Annotated in this window: 9 protein-coding genes; all 9 read left to right on the top strand. The window is 73.8% G+C overall.

Annotated elements, in window-relative coordinates; genetic code table 11:
• The first annotated feature begins 3 nt into the window (after nucleotides 1–3).
• The 9 genes from ABT158_RS45780 (at nucleotide 4) to ABT158_RS45740 (ending at nucleotide 26,092) form a co-directional block, all read left to right on the top strand.
• On the top strand, nucleotides 4–20,082 hold the full coding sequence (locus tag ABT158_RS45780; protein WP_352364816.1) for an SDR family NAD(P)-dependent oxidoreductase: 20,079 nt from the start codon (nucleotides 4–6) through the stop codon (nucleotides 20,080–20,082).
• Nucleotides 20,066–20,989 (top strand): LnmK family bifunctional acyltransferase/decarboxylase, encoded by a 924-nt coding sequence (locus ABT158_RS45775; RefSeq protein WP_352364814.1) that lies wholly within the window; start codon nucleotides 20,066–20,068, stop codon nucleotides 20,987–20,989. The genes ABT158_RS45780 and ABT158_RS45775 overlap by 17 nt, the downstream gene beginning before the upstream one ends.
• A complete protein-coding gene (locus ABT158_RS45770) occupies nucleotides 20,976–21,212 on the top strand; it encodes a phosphopantetheine-binding protein (RefSeq protein WP_352327369.1) in 237 nt (78 codons plus the stop codon). The genes ABT158_RS45775 and ABT158_RS45770 overlap by 14 nt, the downstream gene beginning before the upstream one ends.
• On the top strand, nucleotides 21,209–22,426 hold the full coding sequence (locus ABT158_RS45765) for a hydroxymethylglutaryl-CoA synthase family protein (RefSeq protein ID WP_352364812.1): 1,218 nt from the start codon (nucleotides 21,209–21,211) through the stop codon (nucleotides 22,424–22,426). The genes ABT158_RS45770 and ABT158_RS45765 overlap by 4 nt, the downstream gene beginning before the upstream one ends.
• Nucleotides 22,423–22,662, top strand: a complete 240-nt coding sequence (locus ABT158_RS45760) for a phosphopantetheine-binding protein (RefSeq protein WP_352364810.1) — start codon at nucleotides 22,423–22,425, stop codon at nucleotides 22,660–22,662. The genes ABT158_RS45765 and ABT158_RS45760 overlap by 4 nt, the downstream gene beginning before the upstream one ends.
• Nucleotides 22,659–23,912 (top strand): beta-ketoacyl synthase N-terminal-like domain-containing protein, encoded by a 1,254-nt coding sequence (locus ABT158_RS45755; protein ID WP_352364808.1) that lies wholly within the window; start codon nucleotides 22,659–22,661, stop codon nucleotides 23,910–23,912. The genes ABT158_RS45760 and ABT158_RS45755 overlap by 4 nt, the downstream gene beginning before the upstream one ends.
• Before the next feature lie 66 nt (nucleotides 23,913–23,978).
• Complete coding sequence (locus ABT158_RS45750) at nucleotides 23,979–24,377, top strand: DUF3224 domain-containing protein (protein ID WP_352364806.1); 399 nt, start codon at nucleotides 23,979–23,981, stop codon at nucleotides 24,375–24,377.
• A 108-nt stretch (nucleotides 24,378–24,485) separates the two neighbouring features.
• Complete coding sequence (locus ABT158_RS45745; RefSeq protein WP_352364804.1) at nucleotides 24,486–25,547, top strand: flavin-containing monooxygenase; 1,062 nt, start codon at nucleotides 24,486–24,488, stop codon at nucleotides 25,545–25,547.
• Between the two features lie 5 nt (nucleotides 25,548–25,552).
• A complete protein-coding gene (locus ABT158_RS45740) occupies nucleotides 25,553–26,092 on the top strand; it encodes a DUF1697 domain-containing protein (RefSeq protein ID WP_352364802.1) in 540 nt (179 codons plus the stop codon).
• Nucleotides 26,093–26,184 lie beyond the last annotated feature (92 nt).

Genomic DNA, 26,184 nt, shown 5'->3' with positions numbered 1-26,184 from the left:
TCCATGCCCGCGATCGAGTGTCACACCACGCTGAAGCACACCGACTTCATCATGCGGAACCACCGGGTGCACGACGTGTCCGTCATGCCCGGGGTGACGTTCCTCGATCTGGTGTTCCGCACGCTGATGGCGACCGGGCGCGACCCGGGGGAGATCGTCCTGCGCGAGGTGCTGTTCACGGAGGCGATCGTCACCAAGCCGGAGGCCGACCGGGAGATCCGCGTCACCGTCGACGGCTCCGACGTGCGGGCGGAGAGCCGCTGGAGCAGGGACGGGACGCCGCTGTCCGGCTGGCGGCGGAACTTCACCGGCAAGGTGGGCACGCCGAGCGGCCCCGAGCCCGGCCCGATCGACCTGGACGCCCTCCGCCGCGGCGCCCGGCGGCACGGCGACATGGAGGACCTGTACGCCCGCGCCAGGGCCGAGGACATCAGCCACGGCGCCCCGATGAAATGCGCAGGACGGCTGCACCACGGCGACGGCTACCTGCTCGCCGAGCTGCGGCAGGACGCGCCCGCCCCCGGCCACGAGGGCTTCCACCTGCACCCCGCCCGCCTGGACGCGGCCACCCTGGCCGGGCTGGGCCAGACGCAGGCGTCGGGGCGGGAGCCGTTCATCCCGGTCTACATCGCCGAGTTCCGCGCGCCCCGGCGGCTCGGCGCGAACTTCCACGTGTACGCGCCGCGCCCGGAGAGCATCGCGCCGTCCGGCGACGTGATCACCAACGACTTCGGCCTCTACGACGAGCGGGGGCGCTTCGTCGCCGGGTTCGGCGGGCTGTCGTGCAAGCGCATCAGGTCGCCGCGGCTGATCGAGCGGCTGCTCGACGACCCGGCACGTCCGGAGCAGCCGTCCGCCACCGGCCACAATGGTTCCGGCGACCTGGTCGGCCGCCTGCGCGAGCTCGTCGCCGGGCCGCTCGGCCGCCCGCCCGGCGAGGTGCCCACCGGGACCGGCTTCTACGACCTCGGCCTGGACTCGGTCACGCTCGTGGACCTCAGCGAACGGCTGGAGAAGATCGTCGGGCGGCGGCTCTACCCGACCCTGCTGTTCGAGTACGGCGACATCGACAGCCTCGCCGCCCACCTCTCCTCCGCCTACGACCTCGCCCCGGGGGAGCCGGAGCCCGAGCCGGGCGAGACGCGCTGCTTCCGCGACGTGTGGGTGCCCCGGCCCGAGGACGGCGACGACCCCGGCGAGTACCGCGAGATCACCCCCGGCGCCCGGTACGACGGTTCCCGGCACCTGGTGATCCGGGCCACGCCGGGGGAGCCCGCCGACCCGTGCCTGGCCGTCTGGGAGACCGCGAAGGCCGTCCTCGCCGCGAAGCCGGAGCGGCCGGTCACCCTGACCTACGTCCACACCGGCGACGACCCCGCCCACGAGGCCGTCGGCGCGCTGGCCAGGACGATCACCGCCGAGACCCCGCTGATCCGCTGCCGCAGCATCCGCCTGAACCCCGCCGACGCCCCCGCCTCCTCCGACGTCCCCGCCTCCGCCGACCCGCTGCGGGACGCCTCCGCCGAGCCCGAGATCCGCTACGAGCGCGGCGAACGCCTGGTGCGCCGCTGGCTCCCGGTCGAGCCGCCCGAGCCGTCCGAGCAGGCCGAGTCCGGCGGATGTATCCCGATCAGGAAGGGCGGCGTGTACGTGATCGCCGGCGGGACGGGCGGCATCGGCCGCCTCCTCGCCGAGCACCTGGACCGCCGCCACCAGGCCACGGCCGTGCCCGTCAGCAGGAACGCGGAGATCTCCGCCGACCTGACCGACCCGGACCAGGTCGAGCGCGCCCTCGCCACGGTCCGGGCGCGCCACGGCCGCATCGACGGCGTCGTCCACTGCGCGGGCGTCAACCGCGACGGGCTCTACCCGGGCAAACGGGCCGCCGACATCGAGGCCGTGGTGGCGGCCAAGGCCCTGAGCGTGCGCCACCTGGACGCCGCGACCAAGGACGACGATCTGGACTGCTTCGTGGTGTTCTCGTCGGTGTCGGCGTCGCTGGCCAACCCGGGGCAGGCCGACTACGCCTTCGCGAACGCGTACCTGGAGGAGTTCGCCCGGCGGCGGGCGGCGCGGCGGGACCGGCCGGGCCGCACCCTGGCGATCGCGTGGCCGTACTGGGCCGAGGGCGGGATGCGGGTCGGGCCGGAGACGGTCGAGCGCGCCCGCACGGCCACCGGGATGGTCCCGCTGCCCACCGAGGCCGCACTCGACGTGTTCGACCGCGCCCTGAGCGGGACCGAGGACGTCCTGACGGTGCTGCACGGCGACGCGGACCGCATCCCCGCGCTGCTGCCGCCCGCCCCGCCGCAGCCGTCGCCCCGCCCGGCGTCCCGGCCCGCGGCCGCCACGCCCCGCGCGGAGGCGCGGGCGGCGGGCGACGACGAGCCCGGCGGGGTGCGCGGCGACGAGCCCATCGCGGTCGTCGGGCTGGCCGGACGTTACCCGCAGGCCCCCGACCTGCGCGCCTTCTGGCGCAACCTGGCCGAGGGACGCGACTGCATCGAGGAGGTCCCGGACGACCGCTGGAACCACGACGAGATCTACGACCCCGAGAAGGGCGCCCGCGGCAGGACGTACGGCAAGTGGGGCGGCTTCCTCGACGGCGTCGACCGCTTCGACCCCGCCTTCTTCGGCATCTCCCGCCGCGACGCCGAACGCATGGACCCGCAGGAACGGCTGTTCCTCCAGACCTGCTGGCACGCGCTGGAGGACGCCGGCCACCCGCCGGAGTCGCTGTCGGCGCAGAACGTCGGCGTGTTCGCGGGCGTGATGTGGAACCACTACCAGCTCGTCGAGGGCGGGGAGGGCGGCGTCGCGCCCACGGCCATGCACGCCTCCATCGCCAACCGCGTCTCCTACACCCTCGACCTGCACGGACCGAGCATCGCGCTGGACACCGCCTGCTCCTCCTCGCTGACCGCCGTGCACCTGGCCGTCGAGAGCCTGCGGCGCGGCGAGTGCGACCTCGCCCTGGCCGGCGGCGTGAACGCGACCGTCCACCCGCAGAAGTACCTGCAGCTCGCCCAGGGACACTGGCTGTCGGAGGACGGCCGGTGCCGCGCCTTCGGCGCCGGCGGCAGCGGGTACGTGCCCGGCGAGGGCGTCGGAGCCGTCCTGCTCAGGCCGCTCTCGCGGGCCCTGGCGGACGGCGACCACGTCTACGGCGTCATCGCCGCCACCGCCGTCAACCACACCGGCCGGACCAGCGGCGCCACGGTCCCGAGCCCGCGCTCGCAGGCCCAGCTCATCGGCACGGCGATCCGCAGGTCCGGCTGGGACCCGGCGAGCATCGGCTACATCGAGGCGCACGGCACCGGCACCTCGCTCGGCGACCCGATCGAGGTCGAGGGCATGCGCCAGGCCCTGCCGGAGGGCGCGGACTGCGCGATCGGCTCGGTCAAGTCCAACATCGGCCACCTGGAGGGTGCGGCCGGGATCGCCGGGCTGACCAAGGTGCTGCTCCAGCTCCAGCACGGGCAGCTGGTGCCGTCCCTGCACGCCGACGAGCTCAACCCGAAGATCGACTTCGCCGCCACGCCCTTCCACGTCCAGCGCGCGCTCGAACCCTGGCACCGCGCGGACGGCACACCCCGGCGGGCCGGGGTCAGCGCGTTCGGCGCGGGCGGCACGAACGCGCACGTCCTGGTCGAGGAGGCGCCCGAGCCCGCTCCCGGGCCGGGCGCGGACGGGCCCTGCCTGGTCGTGCTCTCCGCCCGTACGCCCGAGGCGCTGCGCGACTACGCCCGCGCCTGGACCCGCTTCCTGGCGGAGACCGCCGCCACGGACGGCTCCCGGCCAGGCTCCCGGGGCGGCGTCGAACGGGTGGCCGCGCTGCTCGGCATCCCCGCCGACCAGCTCGACCCGGCCGACTCCCTCGGCGACCTCGGCCTCGACCCGGCCGCGCTGATCCAGCTCGGACCGGGCCTCTCGCTGGACGACACCGTCGCCGACCTGGCCGGCCCCGGCACGGCCCTGGCCGACCTCGCCTACACCTCGCAGGTCGGCCGGACCGGCATGGCGGAGCGGCTGGCGCTCGTCGTGCGCGACGTGGCCGAGCTGCGGGACGGGCTGGAGGCGTACGCGGCGGGCGCGAACCCCGGCCCCGGCGTCTTCACCGGCTCCGGCGGCGGGGACGGCACGCCGTCGGCGGCGGACTGCGTCCGGCTGTTCCGGGCCGGACGGCTGGAAGAGGTGGCGGCCGCCTGGGCCGGCGGAGCCGAGGTGCCGTGGCGCGAGTGCCACGACGGCGGGCGGCTGGTGTCGCTGCCGGTCTACCCGTTCCAGGAGGAGAGCTGCTGGCTCGGCCGCTGGCAGCGCGCCACCACGACCCCCGAGCCACCCGTCGAGCCGCCCGCCGTGGACACGGCGGAGGAGCCGGCCGTGGAGCTCGTGCCGGACGGGGAAGGGCTGCGGTTCGAGGTGCTGCCCGACGGGGTGGCGCTGGTGGTGATGGGGTCCGGGGCGTCCATGTTCACCAGGGAGCTGATCGACGACCTCCAGGCCGCGTTCGCCGAGATCGCCGGGCGCGAGGACGTCAAGGCGGTCGTGCTCACCGGCAGCGGCAACGTCTTCAGCATGGGCGCCACCCCGGAGGCCCTGCGCACCCTCGCGGGCGGCGCGGGACGCTTCACCGACGTGCCCTTCCTGTACGAGGGGCTGCTGCGGTGCGACCGGCCGGTCATCGCCGCCGTCCAGGGGCACGCGTCGGGCGGCGGGCTGGCCTTCGGGCTGTTCGCCGACCTCGTCATCATGGCGGCCGAGGGCGTCTACAGCGCCAACTTCATGAAGTTCGGCTTCACGCCCGGGATGGGCGCGACGTACATCCTGGAGGAGCGGCTCGGCCGGTCGGCGGCGCACGAGATGCTCTACACCGGCCGGTCCGTCACGGGTGAGGAGCTGGCCCGGCGGGGGGCCGGGGTGACCGTCCTGCCGCAGGGCGCGGTGCTGAAGGCGGCGCTCAGGCACGCCCGCTCGATCGCCGCGCTGCCGCTGCCCGCCCTGCGGGCGCTCAAGTCCGAGCTGGCCGGACGGGTGCTCGACCGGCTGACCGGCGTCATCGCGGGGGAGTCGGGGATGCACGAGCGTGTGCTGGGGGAGGAGTCGCTGGCCCGCGTCGACGACTACTTCGCCAAGGTGGACACCTTCAGAGGCGACTCCCCGAAGGCGGACACGGGCGGAAGCGCGTCACCGAAGGCCGGCGCCGCCGGAGGCGGGCCTGAGCCGGGGGAGGTGCGGCGGGTCATCGAGGGCACGCTCATGAGCCACCTCTACCTCCAGGCCCACGAGGTGGACGACTCGCTGAGCTTCAGCGAGATGGGGCTGGACTCGATCGGGGCCGTGGAGATCGTCCGGGACCTGAACCGGAGCTTCGGGCTCGACCTGGACTCCGTCGCCGTCTACGACCATCCGACCGTCCCCGCGCTGGTGGAGGCCGTACGGGAGGCCGTGGCCGCCGACGGGCTGATCGTGCCTCCGCCGCGTCCCTCCCCCGAGCAGCAGGTTCCGGAGGAGCGGCCGTCCGTACCCGAACAACCCACCCCCGCCGAGCGGGACGAGACGCCCGAACCGGACGATCCGCAGGAGCGGGCGGGCCAGGTCCGGCTGCCCTCGCTCGACGGCGACCGCGCCGAGCCGGACCGCACGGCCGCCCGGCGCACCGGCACGGTCACCCTGGAGGCGGTGCGGCCCCCCGAGGAGCCCCCCGCCCGGCAGGAGACGCCCGTCCGGGAGGGGGACGTCGCCGTCATCGGCATGGCCGGGCGGTTCCCGGACGCGCCCGACCTCCGGACGTTCTGGCGGAACCTGGCGGACGGCCGGTGCAGCATCCGCGAGGTGCCCCCCGAGCGGTTCGACGTGTCGCGGGTGTACGACGACGACCGCATGGCGCCGGGCCGGACGTACAGCAAGTGGGCCGCCATGCTCACCGACGTGGACGCCTTCGACGCGGCCTTCTTCAACATCTCGCCCCTGGAGGCCGAGACGATGGACCCGCAGCAGCGGCTGTTCCTCCAGGAGGCGTGGCACGCCCTGGAGGACGCCGGCTACGCCGCCAGGTCCGGCCGCAGGCCGTGGGGGTGCTTCGTCGGCTGCGGCGCGGGCGACTACGCCGGCCTGCTGGCGGCGGCCGGACGCGACGACACCGGGCACGCCTTCCTCGGCAACGCCTCCTCGGTGCTGCCCGCGCGGATCGCGTACCTGCTGGACTTCGGCGGACCGACCATGGCCGTGGACACCGCGTGCTCGTCCTCGCTGGTGGCCGTGCACCTGGCCTGCGAGAGCATCCGGCGCGGCGAGTGCGAGGCGGCGGTCGCGGGTGGGGTGGCGGTGATGAACACCCCGAGGATGCACATCTGGTGCAGCAAGGCCGGGATGCTCTCGCCCACCGGCACCTGCGCGCCCTTCGACGAGTCTGCCGACGGCATCGTGCTGGGCGAGGGCGTCGGCGTGGTCGTGCTGAAGCGGCTGGACCGGGCGCTGGCGGACGGCGACCACGTCCACGGCGTCATCCGGGCCAGCGGCGTCAACGGCGACGGCGCGAGCAACGGCATCACCGCGCCCAGCGCCTCCTCCCAGGCGGAACTGCTGACCGAGGTGCACCGGCGGGCCGGGATCCGTCCCGGCGCGGTGGACTACGTCGAGACGCACGGCACCGGGACCGAGCTGGGCGACCCGATCGAGGTCAAGGCGCTGGCGAAGGTGTTCGGCGCGGACCGCGAACGCCCGTGCCGCATCGGCTCGCTCAAGGCGAACGTCGGCCACACCACCATGGCGGCCGGGATCGGCGGGCTGCTCAAGACGCTGCTGGCGTTGCGGCATCGGCAGTTGCCGCCATCGCCGGGGTTCGTCCGGGCCAACCCGAAGATCGACTTCGCGGACGGCGCGCTCGAAGTGGTCACGGAGCTGTCGCCCTGGACGCCCGGCCCCTCCGGCGAGCGGGTCGCGGCGGTGAGCAGCTTCGGCTTCAGCGGGACGAACTGCCACGTCGTGGTCGCCGAACCGCCCTCCCGCGAACCGCGGGCCGGCGGGCGCGAGGACGTCGTCGTCCCCCTGTCGGCCGCGGACGAGCAGGCCCTGGACCGGCTGCGCACCGGCCTGGCCGGCCACCTCGACGCCCACCCGGACCTGGACGTGCGCGACGTCGCCCGCACGCTCGCCGTGGGCAGGCCGCACCTGGCCGGGGCCCGGTGCGCGTACGTGGCCGGGGACCTCGCCGACCTGCGCGGCCAGCTGCGCGACGGCGCCCGCCCGGCACGCGGCGAGGCGGGACGCCTCGCCGAGCGGTACACCGGCGGCGACGACCTCCCCTGGGACGACCTGACGGCGGGCGGCCGGCGGGTGCCGCTGCCGGGATACCCGTTCGCGGACGACCGGCGCCACTGGATCGGCGGCGACGGCCACCCCGGCGGGCCCGCCCCCGGGACGCGGATCCGCCCCGACGACCGGCTCGTCGCCGACCACCGGATCGGCGGCACCCCCGTGCTGCCCGGCGTGGCCCTCCTGACGATCGCCGCCGACCGCGGCGGACTGTCCGGTCCGGTGCGCTTCGAGCGGGTACGGTGGCTGCGCCCGTTCGAGGTGCGCGAGGTCCGCCCCCTGGACGTGGTCGTGCGCGACGACGGCGGCTTCGAGCTGGACGGGCACGCCCGCGGCACCCTGCGGACCGGCGACGGCGCGCTCGGGCGGCTGGACGTCGCCCAGGTCGAGGCCCGGTGCGCGGACAGCCGTCCGGCCGACGGCCTCTACCGCGCCTTCGACCGCGCCGGGCTGCACTACGGGCCCGGGTTCCGGGTGCTGCGCGAGGTCCGCGTCGGCGACGGCGAGGTGCTGGGCGTTCTGCGCGACGGCGCGCGCTGGGAGGCGCTGCTGGACGGCGCGCTCCAGACCGTCGCGGCGCTGCGTCCCGAGGGCGGTGAGCCCGCGATGCCGTTCAGCGTGGAGTCGGCCGAGCTGGACGGCCCGATCACCGGCCCCGCCCACGCCCACGTGACCGACGAGGGCCGGGACGGGTACACGGTCCGCCTCGCCGACGCCGCGGGGCGGGTCAGGGCCGAGTTCCGGGGGGTCGTCCTGCGCACCCGGCCGGGCCGCCCGGCGGACGGCATGATCTTCGCCCCCGTCTGGCGCCGGACCGAACCCGCCGCCGGGTCCGGTGCGGGCGGCGGGCGGGCGCTCGTGCTGCACACCCCGGCCGCCGAGCCGCTGGCCCGCGCCCTCCTGGACACCCACGACGACGGCCGCCTGGCCCCGCTCGCCTCGCCCGCGGCGCCGGAGGGCCGGTACGACACCGTGTACGTCCTCGCCCTGCCCGACCGGAGCGGCCCGCCCGCCGGCGACCCCACCACCCAAGACGTGTTCCGCCTGGTCAAACGGCTTTCCGAGCAGGGGCGCGGCGGCTGGAGGCCCACGGTGAAGGTGGTCGTCGCCGGAGCCGTGCGGGTCGGGGACGAGGAGATCGTCCCGCACGCGGCCGGCGTGATCGGACTGACCAGGGCGGTGGCCGCCGAGCACCCGCACTGGACCGTCGCCGTCATCGACGTCGGCGCCGCGCCGCAGCCGCCCGCCGACCTCGCCCGCCTGGTGCGCGCCGAGAGCTGCGCCGACGAGCTGGTCGCCCTCCGCGACGGCCACCGCCACCTCCGCACCCTGGAACCCCTGCCCCTGCCCCTGACCGCCGGTCGCAGCCCGTACCGGGACGGCGGGGCCTACCTGATCGTGGGCGGGACCGGCGGGCTCGGACGCACCCTGAGCAGGCATCTGGCCGCCACCGCAGGGGCGCGGCTGGCCCTGGTCGGGCGGCGCGAGATCAGCCCCGGGATCCGCGAGCAGCTGGCCGAGATCGAGTCGCTCGGCGGCCAGGCCGTGTACCTGCGGGCCGACGTGGCCGACCGGGCCGCGTTCGGCAGGGCCGTCGAGGCGGCGCGGCAGCGGTTCGGCGAGCTCCACGGCGCCTTCCACGCCGCTCTGGTGCTGCGCGACATGACGCTCGCCAACATGGACGACGACGCGTTCGCCCAGGTGCTCGCGCCCAAGGTGGCCGGCGCCGCCGTCTTCGCCGAGGCGCTGGCGGGCCTGCCGCTCGACTTCCTGGCCTACTTCTCCTCGGCGGCCTCGTTCGTCGAGGTGGGCGGGCAGGCGAACTACGCGGCCGCCAGCACGTTCGAGGACGCCTACGCGTTGAGCCTGCCCGACCGGCCGGTCAGCGTGATCAACTGGGGCTACTGGGGCAGCGTCGGCGCGGTCTCCGGCGGCGGCTACGACGGCCGGTTCGCCGAGCTGGGCATCGGCTCGATCGAGCCGGAGGAGGGCATGGCGGCGCTGGCGTCCGTCCTGGGCTCGGGCGCGCGGCAGGCGCTCGTCGTCAAGGCGGAGCCGAAGGGCCTGGCCCACATCGGCGTCCGCACCCCGGACGCCGCGACCGAGCCCGGCCGGACCGGCGAGCTCGGCGAGCTGGAACGGGCGCGGACGGCGTTCGGCGCGCTGGACGACCTGGCCCGCGGGCTGCTGCACCGCTCGGCCGACCGGGTCAGGGCCGTCGAGAACGTGCGCGCGGACCGCGGACGGCTGCGCGCCGCCGTGCTCGACCTGCTGGACGGGCCCGCGCCGCAGACGTCGCCGGCGGACGTGCTGGCCCGCTTCCCCGACCTGGAGCCGCACGTCAAGCTGCTGACCGCCTGCGTCGAGGCGCTGCCCGGTGTGCTGGCGGGCGAGCGCGACCCCATGGAGGTGCTGTTCCCCGGCGGCTCGATGAGCCTGGTCGAGCAGGTCTACAAGGGGCAGGCGGTCTCGGACCACTTCAACCGGCTGCTGGCCGGGGAGGTCGCCCGCGGCGGCCCCCGCCGCGTCCTGGAGATCGGCGCCGGTACGGGCGCGAGCACCGGCTTCGTGCTGGACGCCCTCGAAGGCCAGGACGTCGAGTACACCTACACCGACGTCTCGCCCGGATTCCTGCGCCACGGCGAGCGGGAGTTCGGCGCGCGCCGCCCGGACCTCGTCCTCGCCCTCTTCGACGTGGAACGCGACCCGGCCGAGCAGGGCTTCGAACCCGGGACCTACGACGTCGTGCTGGCCACGAACGTCCTGCACGCCACCGCCGACGTCGGCCGGACGCTGCGCAACGCCGCCGCGCTGCTGCGTCCCGGCGGACGGCTGCTGGTCAACGAGGTGACCAGGGCGGCCGACTTCCTGACCCTCACGTTCGGGCTGACCCCGGGCTGGTGGCGCTTCACCGACGAGGAGCTGCGCCTGCCGCACAGCCCGCTGCTCGGCGCGCCGCAATGGCAGCGGGCGTTCAGGGACGCCGGCCTCACCCCCGCCCGCACCCTGGGCATCCCCGGCACGCCCGTCGCGGAGCTCGACCAGTGCGTCCTGGTGGGCGAGACGGCGCCCGCCACAGCTACCGGCCCAGCCACCGGCACCGGCGCCCGCGGCTACGTCAAGCGGGTGTTCGCCGAGGTGCTCAAGTACGGGACGACCGACCTGGACGAGCGCGCCACGTTCGAGACGTTCGGCATCGACTCGCTGGTGAGCCAGAACGTCATCCACCGGTTCGAGCAGGACCTGGGGCCGCTGCCGTCCACCCTGCTGTTCGAGAACCTGACGATCGAGGAGCTGGCCGCGTACCTGGAGGACGAGCACGGCGAGCGCCTGCGCGCGGCCCTGGGCCAGGAACCCGAGCCGGAGGAGCCGGCGCGGCCCGCGCCGCGCCGCGAGCCCGCCGCGCAGGCCCTCGACATCGCCGTGGTCGCGATGACCGGCCGCTACCCGGCCTCCCCCGACCTGGACGCCTTCTGGAGCAACCTGGCGAAGGGCGCGAACTGCATCACCGAGGCGGACCGCTTCGACCTGGACGCCCTCTACGATCCCAAACGCGGACGCAAGCAGCGCACCTACAGCAAGTGGGGCGGCTTCATCGAGGGCGTGGAGCAGTTCGACGCGCCGTTCTTCGGCATCCTGCCGCGCGACGCCGAGATCACCGACCCGCAGGAACGCCTGTTCCTGGAGACCGCCTGGACCCTGCTCGAAGACGCCGGCTACCTGAGCGAGCACACCAGGCAACCGAGCACCGGCGTCTTCGTCGGCACCATGTACGGCTCCTACGGGCGCATGGCGGCGGCCGAGGGCTGGCCGGAGGGCAGGTTCGCGGGGGCGCACTCGGCGTACTGGTCGATCGCCAACCGGGTGTCGTACTTCTTCGACCTGCGCGGGCCGAGCCTCGCCGTCGACTCGGCCTGCTCGTCGTCGCTGACCGCGGTCCAGCTCGCCTGCGAGAGCCTGCGGCGCGGCGAGTGCGCCCAGGCCATCGCGGGCGGCGTGAACCTGATCCTGCACCCCGCCCACTTCGTGGCGCTCTGCTCGCTGAACATGCTCGCCGCCGACGGCGCCTGCAAGGTGTTCGACGAGGCGGCGGACGGGTTCGTGCCGGGGGAGGGCGTCGGGGCGGTGCTGCTCAAGCCCCTGGCCGACGCCGAGCGGGACGGCGACCGGATCTACGGCGTCATCAAGGGCGCCTTCGCCAACGCCGGAGGCAAGACCGCCGGGTACACCGTGCCCAACCCGAGCGCCCAGGCCGACCTGGTCTCCGAGGCGGTCCGGCGGGCCGGGCTGGACCCGCGGACCATCTCGTACGTCGAGGCCCACGGCACCGGCACCGCGCTCGGCGACCCCATCGAGATCGCCAGCCTGACCCGGGCCTTCGCCTCCCAGGGCATCGCGGACGCGGGCCGCGTGGACCGGATGGTCGGCTCCGTCAAGGCCAACATCGGGCACCTGGAGGGGGCGGCGGGCATCGCCGGGCTGACCAAGGTGCTGCTGCAGTTCCAGCACGGCCAGGTGGCTCCCTGCGCGAACCTGAGGACGCCCAACTCCAAGATCGACTTCACCGCGTCCCCCTTCCGGCCGCCGGACCGGCTGACCGACTGGCAGCGCCCCTTCCTGGACGGCGAGACGTTCCCGCGCCGGGCCGGGGTCAGCTCGTTCGGCGCCGGCGGGGCCAACGTGCACGTCGTCCTGGAGGAGTACGTGCCCACCGCCGGGACGCCGCCGGAGCCCGCCGACGCGGGGGAGCAGGTGATCCTGCTCTCGGCGCGGACCCGCGACCAGCTGCGCGCCATGGCGGGCCAGGTCGCCGACGTCGCGGCGAGCGGGCGGGCGGGGCTGACCGAGCTCGCCTACACCACCCAGGTGGGCCGCGCCGAGCTGCCCGAACGGCTCGCCGTCCGGGCGGCCACCCTGGACGAGCTGGCCGCCCGGCTGCGTTCGTTCGCGGGCGACGGCGAGGCCGAGGGCGTCCTCGTGGGGACGGCGGAGCCCGGCGCCGGCCAGGCTCCGCCGGAGGACGGCGCGGAGGGGCTCGGGGCCGGATGGGTCACGGGGGCCCGGGTGGACTGGGCCGCCAACTGGCCCACCCCCCACCCGCGTCGCGTGACCCTCCCGCCCTACCCCTTCGACCGCCGCCCCTACTGGCTCCCCACCACTCCCGCCACCGACCAGATCAGCGGCGCCCCCGCCGGCAAGCCCGCCGACCGGCCCAGCCCCATGCCCCGACCTCCGGCCCCTCAGCCGACGCCCGCCGACGCGGCCGCACCTCAGGCGGGCGCCGAGCCGGCCTCCGAGCAGGGAGCGGGGGAGGCCGCCGACGGGCGTTGCACCTACCTGCGGCCCCGCTGGACACCCGCCGCACTCCCCGAAGGACCCCGGGAACCGGAAGCCCTCCTGGTGATCACCGACGACGACCGGCTCGCCGAAGCGCTCGGCGGCACCCAGCTCCACCCCGGCGACGCCTTCCCACCGGCCGATGCCCCCGAGCAGGCCGCCCGACAGCTCGGCGACTCGGACGTTCCTCCCGAGCAGGTCACCCGGCAGTTCGGCGGTCTGGACCGGGCCCCCGACGCCGTCGTGATCGCCCCCTCCGACCCGTTCCCCGGGACCGCCGCCTTCGACGCCCTCCTGCGCACGGCCACCGCCGTCCTGCGCGACGGGGGCCCGCTCAGGGTGGTGGTGTCCGCCGCGACCGGCGAGCCGCACCACACCGCCCTGGCCGCCGCCCTGAGGACGCTGGCCCTTGAGCACACGGCGTTCAGCGGCGTGTGCGTCACCGGCGCCACCCCGGCGCAGGTCGCGGCCGAGCTGCGGGCGCCCGCCGCCGGAACCGCTCCCGAGCAGCGGGTCTCCGAGGTCGCCTACCGCGACGGCGCCCGCCTGGTGAAGGGCATGGAGCCGTACGAGCCGCCGCCACCCGGGCTGGACGTCCGGCCGGACGGCACGTACCTGATCACCGGCGGCGCCGGGGCCATCGGGCTGGCGTTCGCCCGCTTCCTCGCCGGGCGCGGGGCGGCGAAACTGGTCCTGACCGGACGTTCCGAGCCCGGCGACGACATCGAGCGCCGGATCGCCGGGCTGCCCGCCGTCTACGTGCGCGCCGACGTGTGCTCGGCCGCCGACCTGCGTCACCTGCGCGACCGGTACGGCCCCTTCCACGGCGTCATCCACGCCGCCGGGATCCACCGGGACGCGCGGGCCGTGCGCAAACGTCCCGAGGACACGCGGGCCGTGCTGGAGCCCAAGGTCCTGGGCACCGTCCGGCTGGACGAGGCCCTGCGCGGCCAGCCGCTGGACTTCCTGGCGCTGTTCTCGTCGGTGGCGGCCGAGACCGGCAACATCGGCCAGATCGACTACGCCTACGCCAACGCCTTCCTCAACCACTTCGCCGAGCGGCGCGAGCGGCTCGGGCACGGCAGGACGCTCGCCGTCGGCTGGCCGCTGTGGGAGGAGGGCGGCATGAAGGTGGACGACGCCACCCGCCGGCTGTTCGAACGCCGCTGGGGCAGCGTCCCGATGAGCACCGCCGCCGGGCTCGCCGCCTTCGCCCGAGGACTGGCCGGAGCCGAGACGAGCTTCGCCGTGGTCGAAGGCCCCGCCGAGCCCGTCACCGAACGGTCCCAGCCGCCCGCGAACCCCGAATCCGAGGTTATGGAGATGAGTGAGCCCATGTCCGCGACGGAGACGACCGGGTCCGACGACCATCTGATCGAGGCGGTCCGGGCGGAGCTGCGTCGCGCGGCGGCCGGATTCCTGCTGGTGGGCGAGGAGCACGTGGACCTCGACGCCGAGCTGATGGACATGGGGTTCGACTCGATCTCCATGGCAGAGCTGGTGGACCAGGTCAACGAGCGGTACAAGCTGGACCTGCTGCCGACCGTGCTCTTCGAGGCCACCGACCTGACCACCTTCTGCGACCACCTGCTCGCCGAGCACCGGGCCGAGATCGCCGCCGCCCACACCCCACCCGCCCCCGCCACTCCACCCGCCTCCGCCACCACCCCGTCCACCCCCGCCGCAGAACCTCTCGCCGCCCCCGCCGGGCGGCAGGAGGACGCCGAGCCAGGCCCGGCGCCGGAGACCGTGACCTCGCCCCCACGGCCCGGCGCCGGGACCTCCCCTCCACCGGACTCCCCGCCGACCGGCACGACGGCTGGGACCGCGACGGACACCCCCGCGACGGACACCCCCGCGACGGATGGCATCGCGATCGTCGGCATGGCGGGCATGCTGCCCGGCTCCGCCGACCTGGACGACTTCTGGCGCCACCTGGCCGAAGGCCACGACCTGACCCGCCCGGTCCCCGAGGACCGGCGTGAGCTGCGCGAGAACCCCGAGACGGCGAACGTCCGCGCCGGCTTCCTCGACGACGTTCGCTCCTTCGACGCCGCGCTGTTCGGCATCTCGCCCAAGGAGGCGGCGATGATGGACCCGCAGCAGCGGCTGTTCCTGCAGACCGTCTGGCGGGCCGTCGAGGACGCCGGTTACCGCCCCGCCGACCTGGCCGGCACCAGGACGGGCCTGTTCGCGGGCGTGTCCGCGTGCGACTACGACGACCTGCTGCGCGAGCACGGCGTGCCGGTCGAGGCCCACACGGCCAGCGGCGTGGCCGACTGCATCCTGGCCAACCGCGTCTCCCACCTGCTGGACCTGCGCGGCCCCAGCGAGGCGGTCGACACCGCCTGCTCCAGCTCCCTCGTCGCCCTGCACCACGCGGTACGGGCCATCGAGGACGGCGAGTGCGACGCGGCCATCGCCGGCGGCGTCAACCTGACGCTCAGCCCGGGGCTCTACATCGCCTTCGCCAAGTCCGGCATGATCAGCGAGGACGGCGTCTGCAAGACGTTCGACGAGCGCGCCGACGGCTACGGCCGGGGCGAGGGCTGCGGAGCCGTCCTGCTCAAACCGCTGCGGACGGCGCTGGCGGACGGCGACCAGATCCTCGCCGTGATCAGGGGCAGCGCGGTCAACCACGGGGGCCGGGCCAGCTCGCTCACCGCGCCCAACCCCGAGGCGCAGGCGCGCGTGCTGGTCGACGCCTACCGCAAGGCGGACGTCGACCCCGCCCGCGTCACCTACATCGAGGCGCACGGCACCGGCACCAGACTCGGCGACCCGATCGAGATCGAGGGCATGAAGAAGGCGTTCGCCCGGCTGTACGCCGACCGGGGGCGGCCCGCGCCGGACGCCCCGCACGTGGCGCTCGCCACCGTGAAGACCAACATCGGCCACCTGGAGGCGGCGGCCGGCATCGCCGGGCTGCTCAAGGTGCTGCTCTGCATGCGTCACGGCGCGCTGCCGCCGACGATCCACTACGAGCGCCCCAACCCGTACGTGCGGCTGGAGGGCAGCCCGTTCACCATCAACATGCGGCTCACGCCGTGGGACGGGCCGGACCGGGTGGCGGGGGTCAGCTCGTTCGGCTTCGGCGGCACGAACGCGCACGTGGTGCTGGAGGCGTACCGGCAGCAGGTCCCGCCGGACAAGCCGGGGGAGCCACGGGTGCTGGTGCTGTCGGCGGCCGGCCGGGAGGCCCTGGAGGAGTACGCGCGGAACGTCGCCCGGTACATCCGGGAACATCCGGAGATCGGCCTCGACCGCATCGCCTGGACCCTCCAGAACGGACGCCGTCACCTGTCCGAACGGCTCGCCGTGGTGGTCAGCGATCGCGAGCAGGCGGTACGGGCGCTGAGCGGCGAACCGGCGGGCGTGCACAGGGGCACCGCCCGAAGGGACGCCCCGGCGCCGTGGGGCACCGGGCCGGAGGACCTCGCCGAGGCGTGGGTCTCCGGCAGCGAGGTGGACTGGCAGGGGCTGTGGCAGGGGCCGCACCCGGTACGGGTCTCGCTGCCCGGCCCGCCCTTCGCCCGCGTCGAGCACTGGTTCACCGCGCCCGAGCCGTCCCGCGCCGCCGCGCCGTCCACCGTGTCGGCCACCGCGCCTTCGGACGGCGGGGTCGTGCGGCGGACCAGCGACGGGAAGGTCCGCCTGCGCGCCGCCAAGGGCGGCCGGACGCCGGACGCCCCCACTCCCGCCCCCGCCGCCGAGCGGGCGGAGGCCGCGCGCCTGGACGAGACGCCGGTCGCGCCCGCCGGAAGCGCCGGCGGGCCCGCCGGAGTGGAGGAGATGCTGCGCGAACGGCTCTCCACGATCCTGGACGCCGACCCCGCCGGCGTGGACGTGGACACCCCCTTCGAGGAACTGGGACTCGACTCCATCTTCCGGATGGAACTGGTCAAGGCGATCAACACCGCCTTCTCCCTCGACCTCCAGGCAGCCGAGCTGTACGAGTACGACACGGTGGACCGGCTCGCCCGCGCCGTCGAATCAGCCATCACCGACTCCACCCCCACCCAAAAACCGAAACCGAAACCCGCCCCGAAGCGCACGCCCGAGCAGGCGCAGGAGCCCAGCCCAGCGCGAGCCAAGGCCCCGCAGCAGGCGCAAGGGCAGGCAGGCACCCTGGAGGACCAGCTCGCGGACCTGGTCGGCGCGATCATCGAACGCCCGCTCGACCCCGCCCGCAGCTTCGCCGACAACGGCCTGACCTCCTTCGAGATGCTGCGCGTGGTGAGCGTCCTGGAGAAGCAGGTCGGCGCGCTGCGCAAGACCCTCCTGTTCGACCACCCCACGCCCGCCGACCTGGCCGCGCACCTGCGCGACGAGCGCGGCACACAGTCCGTGCAGCCCCCGGAGCAGCCGGACGGGCCGGCCCCGTTCGAGACGAGGACGCGCGACGGCGAGCCGGCCGTGCTGCTGAAGCGGGACCTGCACCGGCACCCGGACCTGCGGGACCTGGTCGCGGGTATCGACCGCCGCCACGCCAAGGAGGGCGGCCTGGCCGGACGCGACATCGCGCCGCTGGCCTTCATCGGCTCGGCGCGCAAGGGCTACCTGCACGTCTCCGAGAACGGCGGCAACCTGCTGGCCTGGAGCTACGCCGGCTCGGAGGAGTACTTCCAGGAGCTGGTCGAGGAGTACACCGCCTACGCGCGGGCGCGCGGCCTGCGGCCCAACTTCCTGTCCCTCCTCCCGGTGCGCGAGGTGGCCGGGGAGCCGTACAGCGCGACGCCGTTCGGGGCCGTGCAGCGGCTCGACGACCTGGGCTCCTTCACGCTGAAGGGCGGCCGGATGGAACGCCTGCGCTACATGGTGCGGCGCTTCTGCAAGGCGGGCGAGTGCCGGACGGTCGAGTACCGCTCGGGCGAGGACCCCGCGATGGACCGCAGGCTGGCCGGGCTGGTGGACGAGTGGGCCGGCCGCAAGCAGATGGTCAACCCGTACGTGTCGGTCGTCCGGCGGGAGATCGAGCAGGGCCGCCTGGACGGCAGGCACCGCGTCTTCGTCACCTACCTGGACGACGAGGTGGCCAACGCCGTCGTCATCACGAAGATCCCGTCGGAGAACGGCTACCTGCTGGACGTCGAGTTCTATCCCAAGGGCATGCCGCTCGGCGGGCTGGAGTACGCGATCGTGCAGATCATCGAGCAGCTCGTGGAGGAGGGCTGCACGATGTTCAGCTTCGGCGCCAGCTTCGGCGTGGAGACGGAGGAGTCGGCCAACGCCGCCCCGGACGTGCGCCAGGCGCTGGACGAGCTGCGTTCGGCGGGCATCTTCGGCGAGGGGAACTTCCAGTTCAAGAACAAGTTCCGGCCGGTGAACGTGCCCATTTACCTGTGCCAGCCGGAGGGGGAGGACCGCACCCCGGTCTCGGAGATCATCCTCATGATCGCCGACCCGGACCTGCGCCCCGCCACCGCCGAGGAGTCGGCAGAAGCCAAGCCGGCCGAGGGCAAGCCGGACGAAAACAAGCCGTCCGAAAACCAGCCGGACATGGCCGACCTGCTGCACCGGTACGGCGGCGAGCCGGCCCGCGTTCCCGCCCACCACGTCACCACCGACCTGATCACCGACTCCTGGGCCGAGCTGGACGCCCCCTGGATCGCCGAGCGGCTGCGGCGCCTGACGGAACGGTCGGCCGCCCGCCCGGACACGGAGATCGAGGGTTTGCCGTTCCCCTTCGTCGTCCCGACCGGCTCCGGCCGGGCGGCCGAGGCGCTGCTGTGCCGGTCGTGGCCGGGCCGGCGCGGTCGGGTGCTGCACAACGGCCTGTTCCCCACCTGGTTCCTGAGCCTTGCCGACAACGGCTTCAAGCCGGTCGAGCTGCCCGGCGGCCCGGAGATCGACGTCGAGGCGCTGGAGGCGGAGCTGGCCGGGGGCGAGCCGGTGTCGTTCGTCTGCGTGGAGGTGGCCAACAACGCGGCCGGCGGCGCGCCGACCTCCCTGGCGAGCCTGCGCGCGGTCAAGGAGGCCGCGGCCCGGCACGGCGTCCCGCTGGTGATCGACGGCGCCCGCGTGGTGGACAACGCCGTGGCGGTCGCCGACGGCCGGGACGTGTGGGACGTCGTCGGCGAGCTGCTCGAACTGGCCGACACCGCCACGATCAGCCTGTCCAAGGACTTCGGGGTGCCGTTCGGCGGCCTGCTCGCCACCCGCGACGACGCCCTGCGCGAGCGGGTCGCCGAGCGGCTGGAGACCTGGGGCAGCGACGTCGGCCTGGCCAACCGCCGGATCATCGCGGCCGCCCTGGAGGACCGCGAGACGGTGGCCGAGCAGGTGCGCGCCCGGACGGATGCGGTGGCGGCGCTCCGGCAGGGCCTGTCGGAGGCGGGCGTCGCGCTGGAGGGCCCGCCCGGCGGTCACTGCGTGCTGCTGAAGGACGCCGACCACGTGCGCATCTTCCGCGAGACGGGCATCAGGGGCGCTCCGCACTTCGGCCGCGAGGGCGTGGTGCGCCTGGCGGTGCCGGTCGGCCTGAGCGTCGAGGAGGCCAAGGACGCCGCCGCCCGCCTGGGCGCCCTCCTCGGCGCCGACGCCCGTCAAGCCGCCCGAGGGAAGGCCGACGCCCCGCAAACCGCCCGTCCCGAAGGCCGGAAGAACGAGACCCGGAGGAGCCCCGACAACCCCAACCTGGCGATCCTGCGCGAACACCAGCCCGACGTCGAGCACGAGATCCTCACCACCGCGGACGGCGACGTCGAGCTGTTCAGCGCCGGCTCGGGACCGGCCCTGCTGCTCATGCACCCGTTCAACATCGGCGCCGGCGTCTACGCCCGCCAGTTCGAGGGCCTGGCCCACCGCTACCGGGTGACGAGCGTGCACCATCCGGGCGTCGGCGCGACCACGGCCGCCGCCGACCTGTCGCTCAGCGGCCTGGCCCGGCTCTGCCACGACGTGGCGGGCGGCCCGGCGCACGTGGCCGGGGCGTCGTTCGGCGGGCTGGTCGCCCTGGCGTACGCGCTCGACCACCCCGATGACACCGAGTCGCTGATCCTGATCGGCAGCTCCTGCCGCATCGGCAACCGGGTCGGCGACATCGACAAGCTGGAGGTGGTGGCCACCCAGGACTTCGACCGGGTCATCGAGGGCAGCGGGTCCAAGCGGCTGCGCAAGCGGCGGGAGGCCCTGATGCGGCTGCTGCTGCGCGCCGAGAGCATGGCCCCGCAGGTCGGCCTGCGCTACCTGGACGTGTTCGCCGAACGCCCGGACCTGGGCGGCCGGCTGCCGGAGGTCCGGGCGCGCACGCTGATCGTCCAGGGCCGGTACGACACCGTCATCCCGGCCAAGACCGCGCACCTGCTGCACGCCCTGATCCCCGACTCCCGGTACGAGGAGATCCCCGACGCGGGTCACTTCCCGCAGCTCACCAGCCCCGACCACGTCAACCGGCTGATCTGCGAGTTCCATGATGAACAGAATTGACGACAGCACCGTGACCAGGACCGAGCTGGTCAAGCCAGGGATGTGCGGGCCCAGCTCGCTGTTCATGGGCGAGGTCGGCGACTGGACCTGGGACGCGGTCAGCGCGCTGTGCGGCACGAACGCCTTCGACGCGCGCAACGCCGCCGGCGACCCGACGTACCTGTCGTTCTACTACTTCCACGTCAGGGGCAGCCGCGACCTGCACGTCAACGCGCTGACGTTCGGCGACGAGCTGGAGGTCACCTCCCGGCTGTTCGGCTTCGGCAGCGAGTCGGTGCTGGCCCTGCACCGGATCGGCCGCGGCGGCGGCCGGACGGGCGAGCTGGACCCCGACCGGTTCTACGCCTTCGACGACCCCGGCTGCATCTACGTCGAGACCTTCAACCGCTGGATCTCGCGCAGCGCGCCCGGCAGCAACGAGGGGCTGGTCAAGTCTTCGCCGGTGGACTTCAGGCACGAGCACCTGCCGGCGCTGCCCGGCGCGTACTCGCCGCGGAAGGTCTACGGCCATGCGCGGAGCACCGGCACGTTCCTGGCCCGCAAACCGGACGACCCGGTCACGTTCACCGCCGACTACCCGGTGGAGCCGTCCAGGGACCTCAACGGCGTGGGCCTGCTCTACTTCGCCTCCTACTTCGCGATCGTCGACTGGGTGCTGCTGCGCTTCTGGCGCAGCCGGGGGATCGGCGTCGCCGACTTCCTCCGGCGGGTCGTGCTCGACCAGCGGCTGTGCTACCTGGGCAACGCGAACGCCGACTCGGTGCTGCGGGTGAGCCTGGAGTGCTGGCCGGCGCCGGAGGACGAGAACGAGGAGATCGTCAACCTCGTCATGGAGGACCGGGGCCGCACGATCGCGGTCAGCACCCTGCGCGTGCTCAGGAGGGGAGACACCGATGACGACGCGTGAACACGTCGAGGGCGTCGTGCACAAGACGATCGACGAGATCCTGCCCGGCGTCGAGATCGACGGGCGGGCGCACCTGAAGGACCTGGGCGCGGACTCCGTGGACCGGGTCGAGATCATCCTGGCCGTGCTCGACCGGCTCGGCGTGCGCGAGCCGCTGTCCTCCTTCGGCGGCGTGCCCAGCATCGACGCCCTGGTCGACTTCCTGTGGGAGCGTGTGAGGTGAACGTCGGAATCGAGGCACTCAACGTCTACTGCGGCCTGGCCCAGATCCCGGTGCCGGAGCTGTTCGAGGGGCGCGGGCTCGACGCCGAGCGCCTGGGCAACCTGATGATGCGCAACCGCTCGGTCGGCCTGCCCTTCGAGGACCCGGTGACCAATGCCGTCAACGCCGCCCGGCCGATCGCCGGCGACGACCGGATCGAGATCCTGATCACCTCCACCGAGTCCGGCCTCGACTACAGCAAGTCGGTGGCCTCCTACGTGCACGAGTACCTGGGGCTGCCGAGGAGCTGCCGGGTCGTGGAGGTCAAGCAGGCGTGCTACGCGGCCACGGCGGCCGTCCAGCTCGCCGCCGCGTACGTCGCCTCGGGCGTGTCGCCCGGCGCGAAGGCGCTGGTCATCGCGACGGACGTGGCGCTGGTGGACGAGCGCGCCGCCTACGCCGAGCCCGCCATGGGGGCCGGGGCGGCGGCTGTGCTGATCAGCGACCGGCCGCGCGTCCTGGACCTGGATCTGGGGGCGTTCGGCAACCACAGCTACGAGACGATGGACTCGGCCCGGCCGGGGCCGACGTTCGACATCGCCGACTCCGACCGCTCGCTGTTCGCCTACCTCGACTGCCTGACGAGCTGCCTGGCCGGCTACCGGTCCAGGGTCGAGGACGCCGACTTCGCCACCACCTTCGACCATCTGGCCATGCACACCCCGTTCGCCGGGATGGTCAAGGCCGCGCACCGCAAGCTGATGCGCGAGTCGGGCGGCGGCACGGCGTCGGTCGAGGAGGACTTCGAGCGGCGGGTGCTGCCCTCGCTCGCCTACCCCAGACGGGTGGGCAACCTCTGCTCCGGCTCGGTCTACCTGGCCCTGGCCAGCCTGATCGACCACGCCACCCTGGACGGCCCGGCCCGGGTCGGCCTCTACTCCTACGGCTCGGGCTGCTCCTCGGAGTTCTTCAGCGGCCTGGTCGACGAGGAGTCGGCGAGCACGCTGGCCGCGATGCGGATCGGCGAGCACCTGGACGGCCGCTGCGAGCTCGGCTTCGACGAGTACGCGGCGCTGCTGCCCGAGACCCTGACCTGCCTCGTGCCGGAGCGGGACAGGCAGGTCGACGTGGGCGCGTACGAGCACCTGCTCGGCCGTGCCCGCTTCGACCGCGACCTCCTGGTGAACACCGGGACGAAGGACTACCACCGAACCTACGAATGGCTGGCACCATGACAAATGCGGAGATTTTCGAGACCGTCAAGCAGAACGTCCTGAAGGTGCTGCCGGACCTGCGGCCCGGCGACGTCACGACCGAGGGCACCCTGACCGACCTGGGCGCGAACAGCGTCGACCGGGCCGACGTGGTCACCATGAGCATGGAGGACCTCGGGCTGACCGTGCCGGTGTCGGAGTTCCAGGAGGTGCACGACATCCGGTCCCTGGTGGACCTGCTGGCGAGGCATTCATGAAGGTCGTCGTCACCGGCATGGGCATCGTCTGCTCGATCGCCTCCACCGTCCCGTCGTTCACCAGGGCGCTGCGGGCCGGACGGTGCGGGATCGGGCCGGTGCCCGACCCCGGCGACGGCGGGCCGCGCCTGGCCGCCCTGGTCAAGGGCTTCCGCTTCCGGGAGGCGGTGGCGGCCCGCCGCCGCCTGCCCGAGGAGATCGTGCGCAGCGCGCTGCGGGCGGCCAACCGCTCGCCGCAGCCGCTGCAGATGGACCTGGTCGCCGCCATGCAGGCGTACGAGCAGGCCGGGCTGCACGAGGCGCGGGCCGACCCCGAGCGGATGGGCCTGGTCGTGGCCGGGCACAACCTCAGCTCCGGCTACGCCCACGACCTGCACCCCAAGTACGAGGACAACCCCGCCCACCTGCCGGCCAGGTTCGCGCTGCACTTCATGGACACCGACCGGGTGGGCACGCTCAGCCAGGTGTTCGGCATCAGGGGCGAGGGCTACACCGTGGGCGGCGCCTCGGCCAGCGGCAACGTCGGCATCATCAACGGCAGCCGGCTGGTGGAGTCGGGGGCGGTGGACGTCTGCCTGGTGGTGGGCGCCATGACCGACCTGTCGCCGATGGAGAAGCGCGGCCTGGCCACGCTCGGGGCGGTCGCCGGCGTCGAGGAGCCGCAGCAGGCCAGGTGCCGGCCGTTCGACGAGGAGCACGAGGGGTTCGTGCCCGGCCAGGGCGCCGGCTGCGTCGTGCTGGAGAGCGCCCGCTCGGCCGCCGCGCGCGGCGCGACGGCGCTGGCCGAGCTGTGCGGCTACGACCTGAAGCTGGATGCCAACAGCCTGCCCGACCCGCGCGAGGAGGGCGAGGCCAAGGTGATGGTCAACGCCATGGCCAACGCGGGCGTCGGGCCGCGCGACATCGACTACGTCAACGCCCACGCCACGGCGACGCCCAGCGGCGACGTGGCCGAGCTGGCCGCGCTGCGCAGGGCGCTGGGCGACAGCTTCGGCCGGCCGTGGGTCAACTCCACCAAGGGGCTGGTCGGCCACTGCATGTGCGCGGCCGGCGTGGTGGAGGCGATCGCGACCGTGGTGCAGATGCGCCGCGGCTTCGTCCATCCCAACCTGAACCTGCGCCATCCGATCAACCGCGACTGCCGGCTCGCACCCGGCAGGCTGCGGGCCGCCGACATCCGTTACGCGCTGTCCAACAGCTTCGGGTTCGGCGGCTTCAACACCTGCATCGTCCTCGGACGCGAGCGTTGACCGACGGCCGACGCATAGCGCCCAGGGTCAGGGGTAGCGAAAAAGAGAGCAAAAAAGGGAGCTGACATGACCACCCAAGGTAAGGGCTCGTACCAGATCACCGGTTGGGACGAGAAGCCCTACGAGGAGAAGAAGGGCCAGCCCAAGCTCACTCAGGCCCACGTCACCAACGCCTGGACCGGCGACATCGAAGGCGAGGGGCAGGCCGAGTACCTGATGGCCTACGCCAGCGACACCGAGGCCAGCTTCGTCGGCCTGCAGAAGGTCGTCGGGAGCGTCCGCGGCAAGAAGGGCTCCTTCGTGCTGCAGGCGACGGGCACCTTCGACGGCGGCGTGGCCAAGGCCGACTGGTCCGTCGTGCCGAACTCCGGCACGGAGGAGCTGAAGGGGCTGAGCGGCAAGGGCGGGTACGTCTCCAAGACCGACGGCTCGGCGGAGGTCACCCTCAACTTCACCCTCAAGTAGGCGCTGCACGCAGCCGAGTACGCGGGGCCGGGGGCTCCGCGTACTCGCATGTCAGGAACTGCTCAGTGTTGAGCAGACCGCCTCGCGCCCGCGCGCGACGATGGCCGCATGGACACTGAAGTGATCGTCGTCGGTGGCGGCCAGAGCGGGCTCGTCGCGGGCTACTACCTGAAACAGGCCGGCATCCCCTTCGTCATCCTCGACGAGGAACCCCGGCTCGGCGAGGCGTGGCGGCAGCGCTGGGACTCCCTGGAGCTGTTCACGATCGCCGAGTACTGTGCCCTGCCCGGCCTGCGCTTCCCCGGCGGGAAGAACCGCTTCCCCACCAAGGAGGAGATGGCCGACTACGTCGAGGCGTACGGCAAGGAGTTCGACCTGCCGGTCCGGCTCGGCACCCGCGTCACCTCCCTGGAGCCGATCGAGGGCGGCTACCGGCTGGAGACCACGAAGGGCACGTACGAGGCGCCGCAGGTGATCATCGCGACCGGCGCCTACCGGGTGCCGAAGGTGCCCGAGCTCGCGGGCAAACTGGACCCCGAGGTCTACCAGGTGCACACCGGCCGCTACCGCAACCCGTCCCAGGTGCCGGGCGGGACCGTCGTCGTGGTCGGCGCGGCGAACTCCGGCGCCCAGATCGCGCCAGAGCTGGCCGCCGGCCGCCGCGTGCTGCTGTCGCAGGGCTCGCCGCTGCCGCACTTCGGCCGCCGGTTCCTGGGCAAGGGCCTGCACTGGTGGGGCGACAAGTTCGGGCTGATCGCCAAGCCGCTGATGGGCGAGCGCGACCGGCTGCACAAGAAGACGATCCTGGTCGGGCCGAGCCTGAAGAAGCTGGCCAAGCGGCACCGCTTCGAGCTCGTGGGCCGTACGGTCGACGCCGAGGGCCGCACGATGCGCTTCGAGGACGGCCGCTCGGCCGACGTCGACGCCGTCGTCTGGGCGACCGGCTTCCGCTACGACTACTCCTGGGTGCACGCGCCCGTCCAGGACGAGGGCGGCGGCATCACGCAGGACCGTGGCGTGACCGCGTCCCCCGGCCTCTACGTCCTGGGCATGCAGTGCCAGCACTCCTACGGTTCGGCGCTCATCTGGTGGGTAAAGGACGACGCGGCTTATCTGGTCGAGCGCATCAGGCAGTTCCGTCCCCAGGCGGTGGCGGGCAGAAGGGGTTGAGCGACATGTCCAGGCAGGTGGCGCTGCTGCGCGGAGTGAACGTCGGCGGCCGGAACATGGTGAGCATGGCCGAGCTCCGCAAGCTGCTGGAGAGCCTCGGCTTCGAGGACGTCAAGACGCACCTGCAGAGCGGCAACGTCGTCTACACCAGCGGGAAGAGCCCCGAGGCGGCGGCGGCCGAGATCGAGGCCGCGCTCGCCCGCGACCTCGGCGTCCCGGTGCCCGTCCTGGCCAGGACGGGCACCGAGCTGGGCGAGATCCTGAAGGCCAACCCGCTCGGGGACGTCGCCGCCGACGACGCCCTGCACCTCGTCACGTTCCTGTCGGACAAGCCCGACGCCGGGCCGATCAAGGCGCTCGACCCCGACGCCTTCAAGCCCGACGTGTTCAAGCACGTCGGCAAGGAGATCTACGTCTGGTGCCCCGACGGGGTGCGCAACACCAAGCTGTCCTACTCCTTCTGGGAGAAGAAGCTCGGCGTCACCGCCACCGCCCGCAACTGGAAGACCGTCTCCAAGCTGCACGAGCTGGCCACCGCCGGTTAGCCCCAATGCCGGGAAGTTAAGGGCTTTGGGCTGCTGTCAACTGGTGTTCGGTGAGGACGTTGATGGTGGTGCTCGCGCGGTGGTTGGTGCGG

Source organism: Nonomuraea sp. NPDC001636, assembly GCF_040298265.1.
Lineage (GTDB): Bacteria > Actinomycetota > Actinomycetes > Streptosporangiales > Streptosporangiaceae > Nonomuraea.
This window is presented reverse-complemented; position numbering and strand designations above follow the sequence as displayed.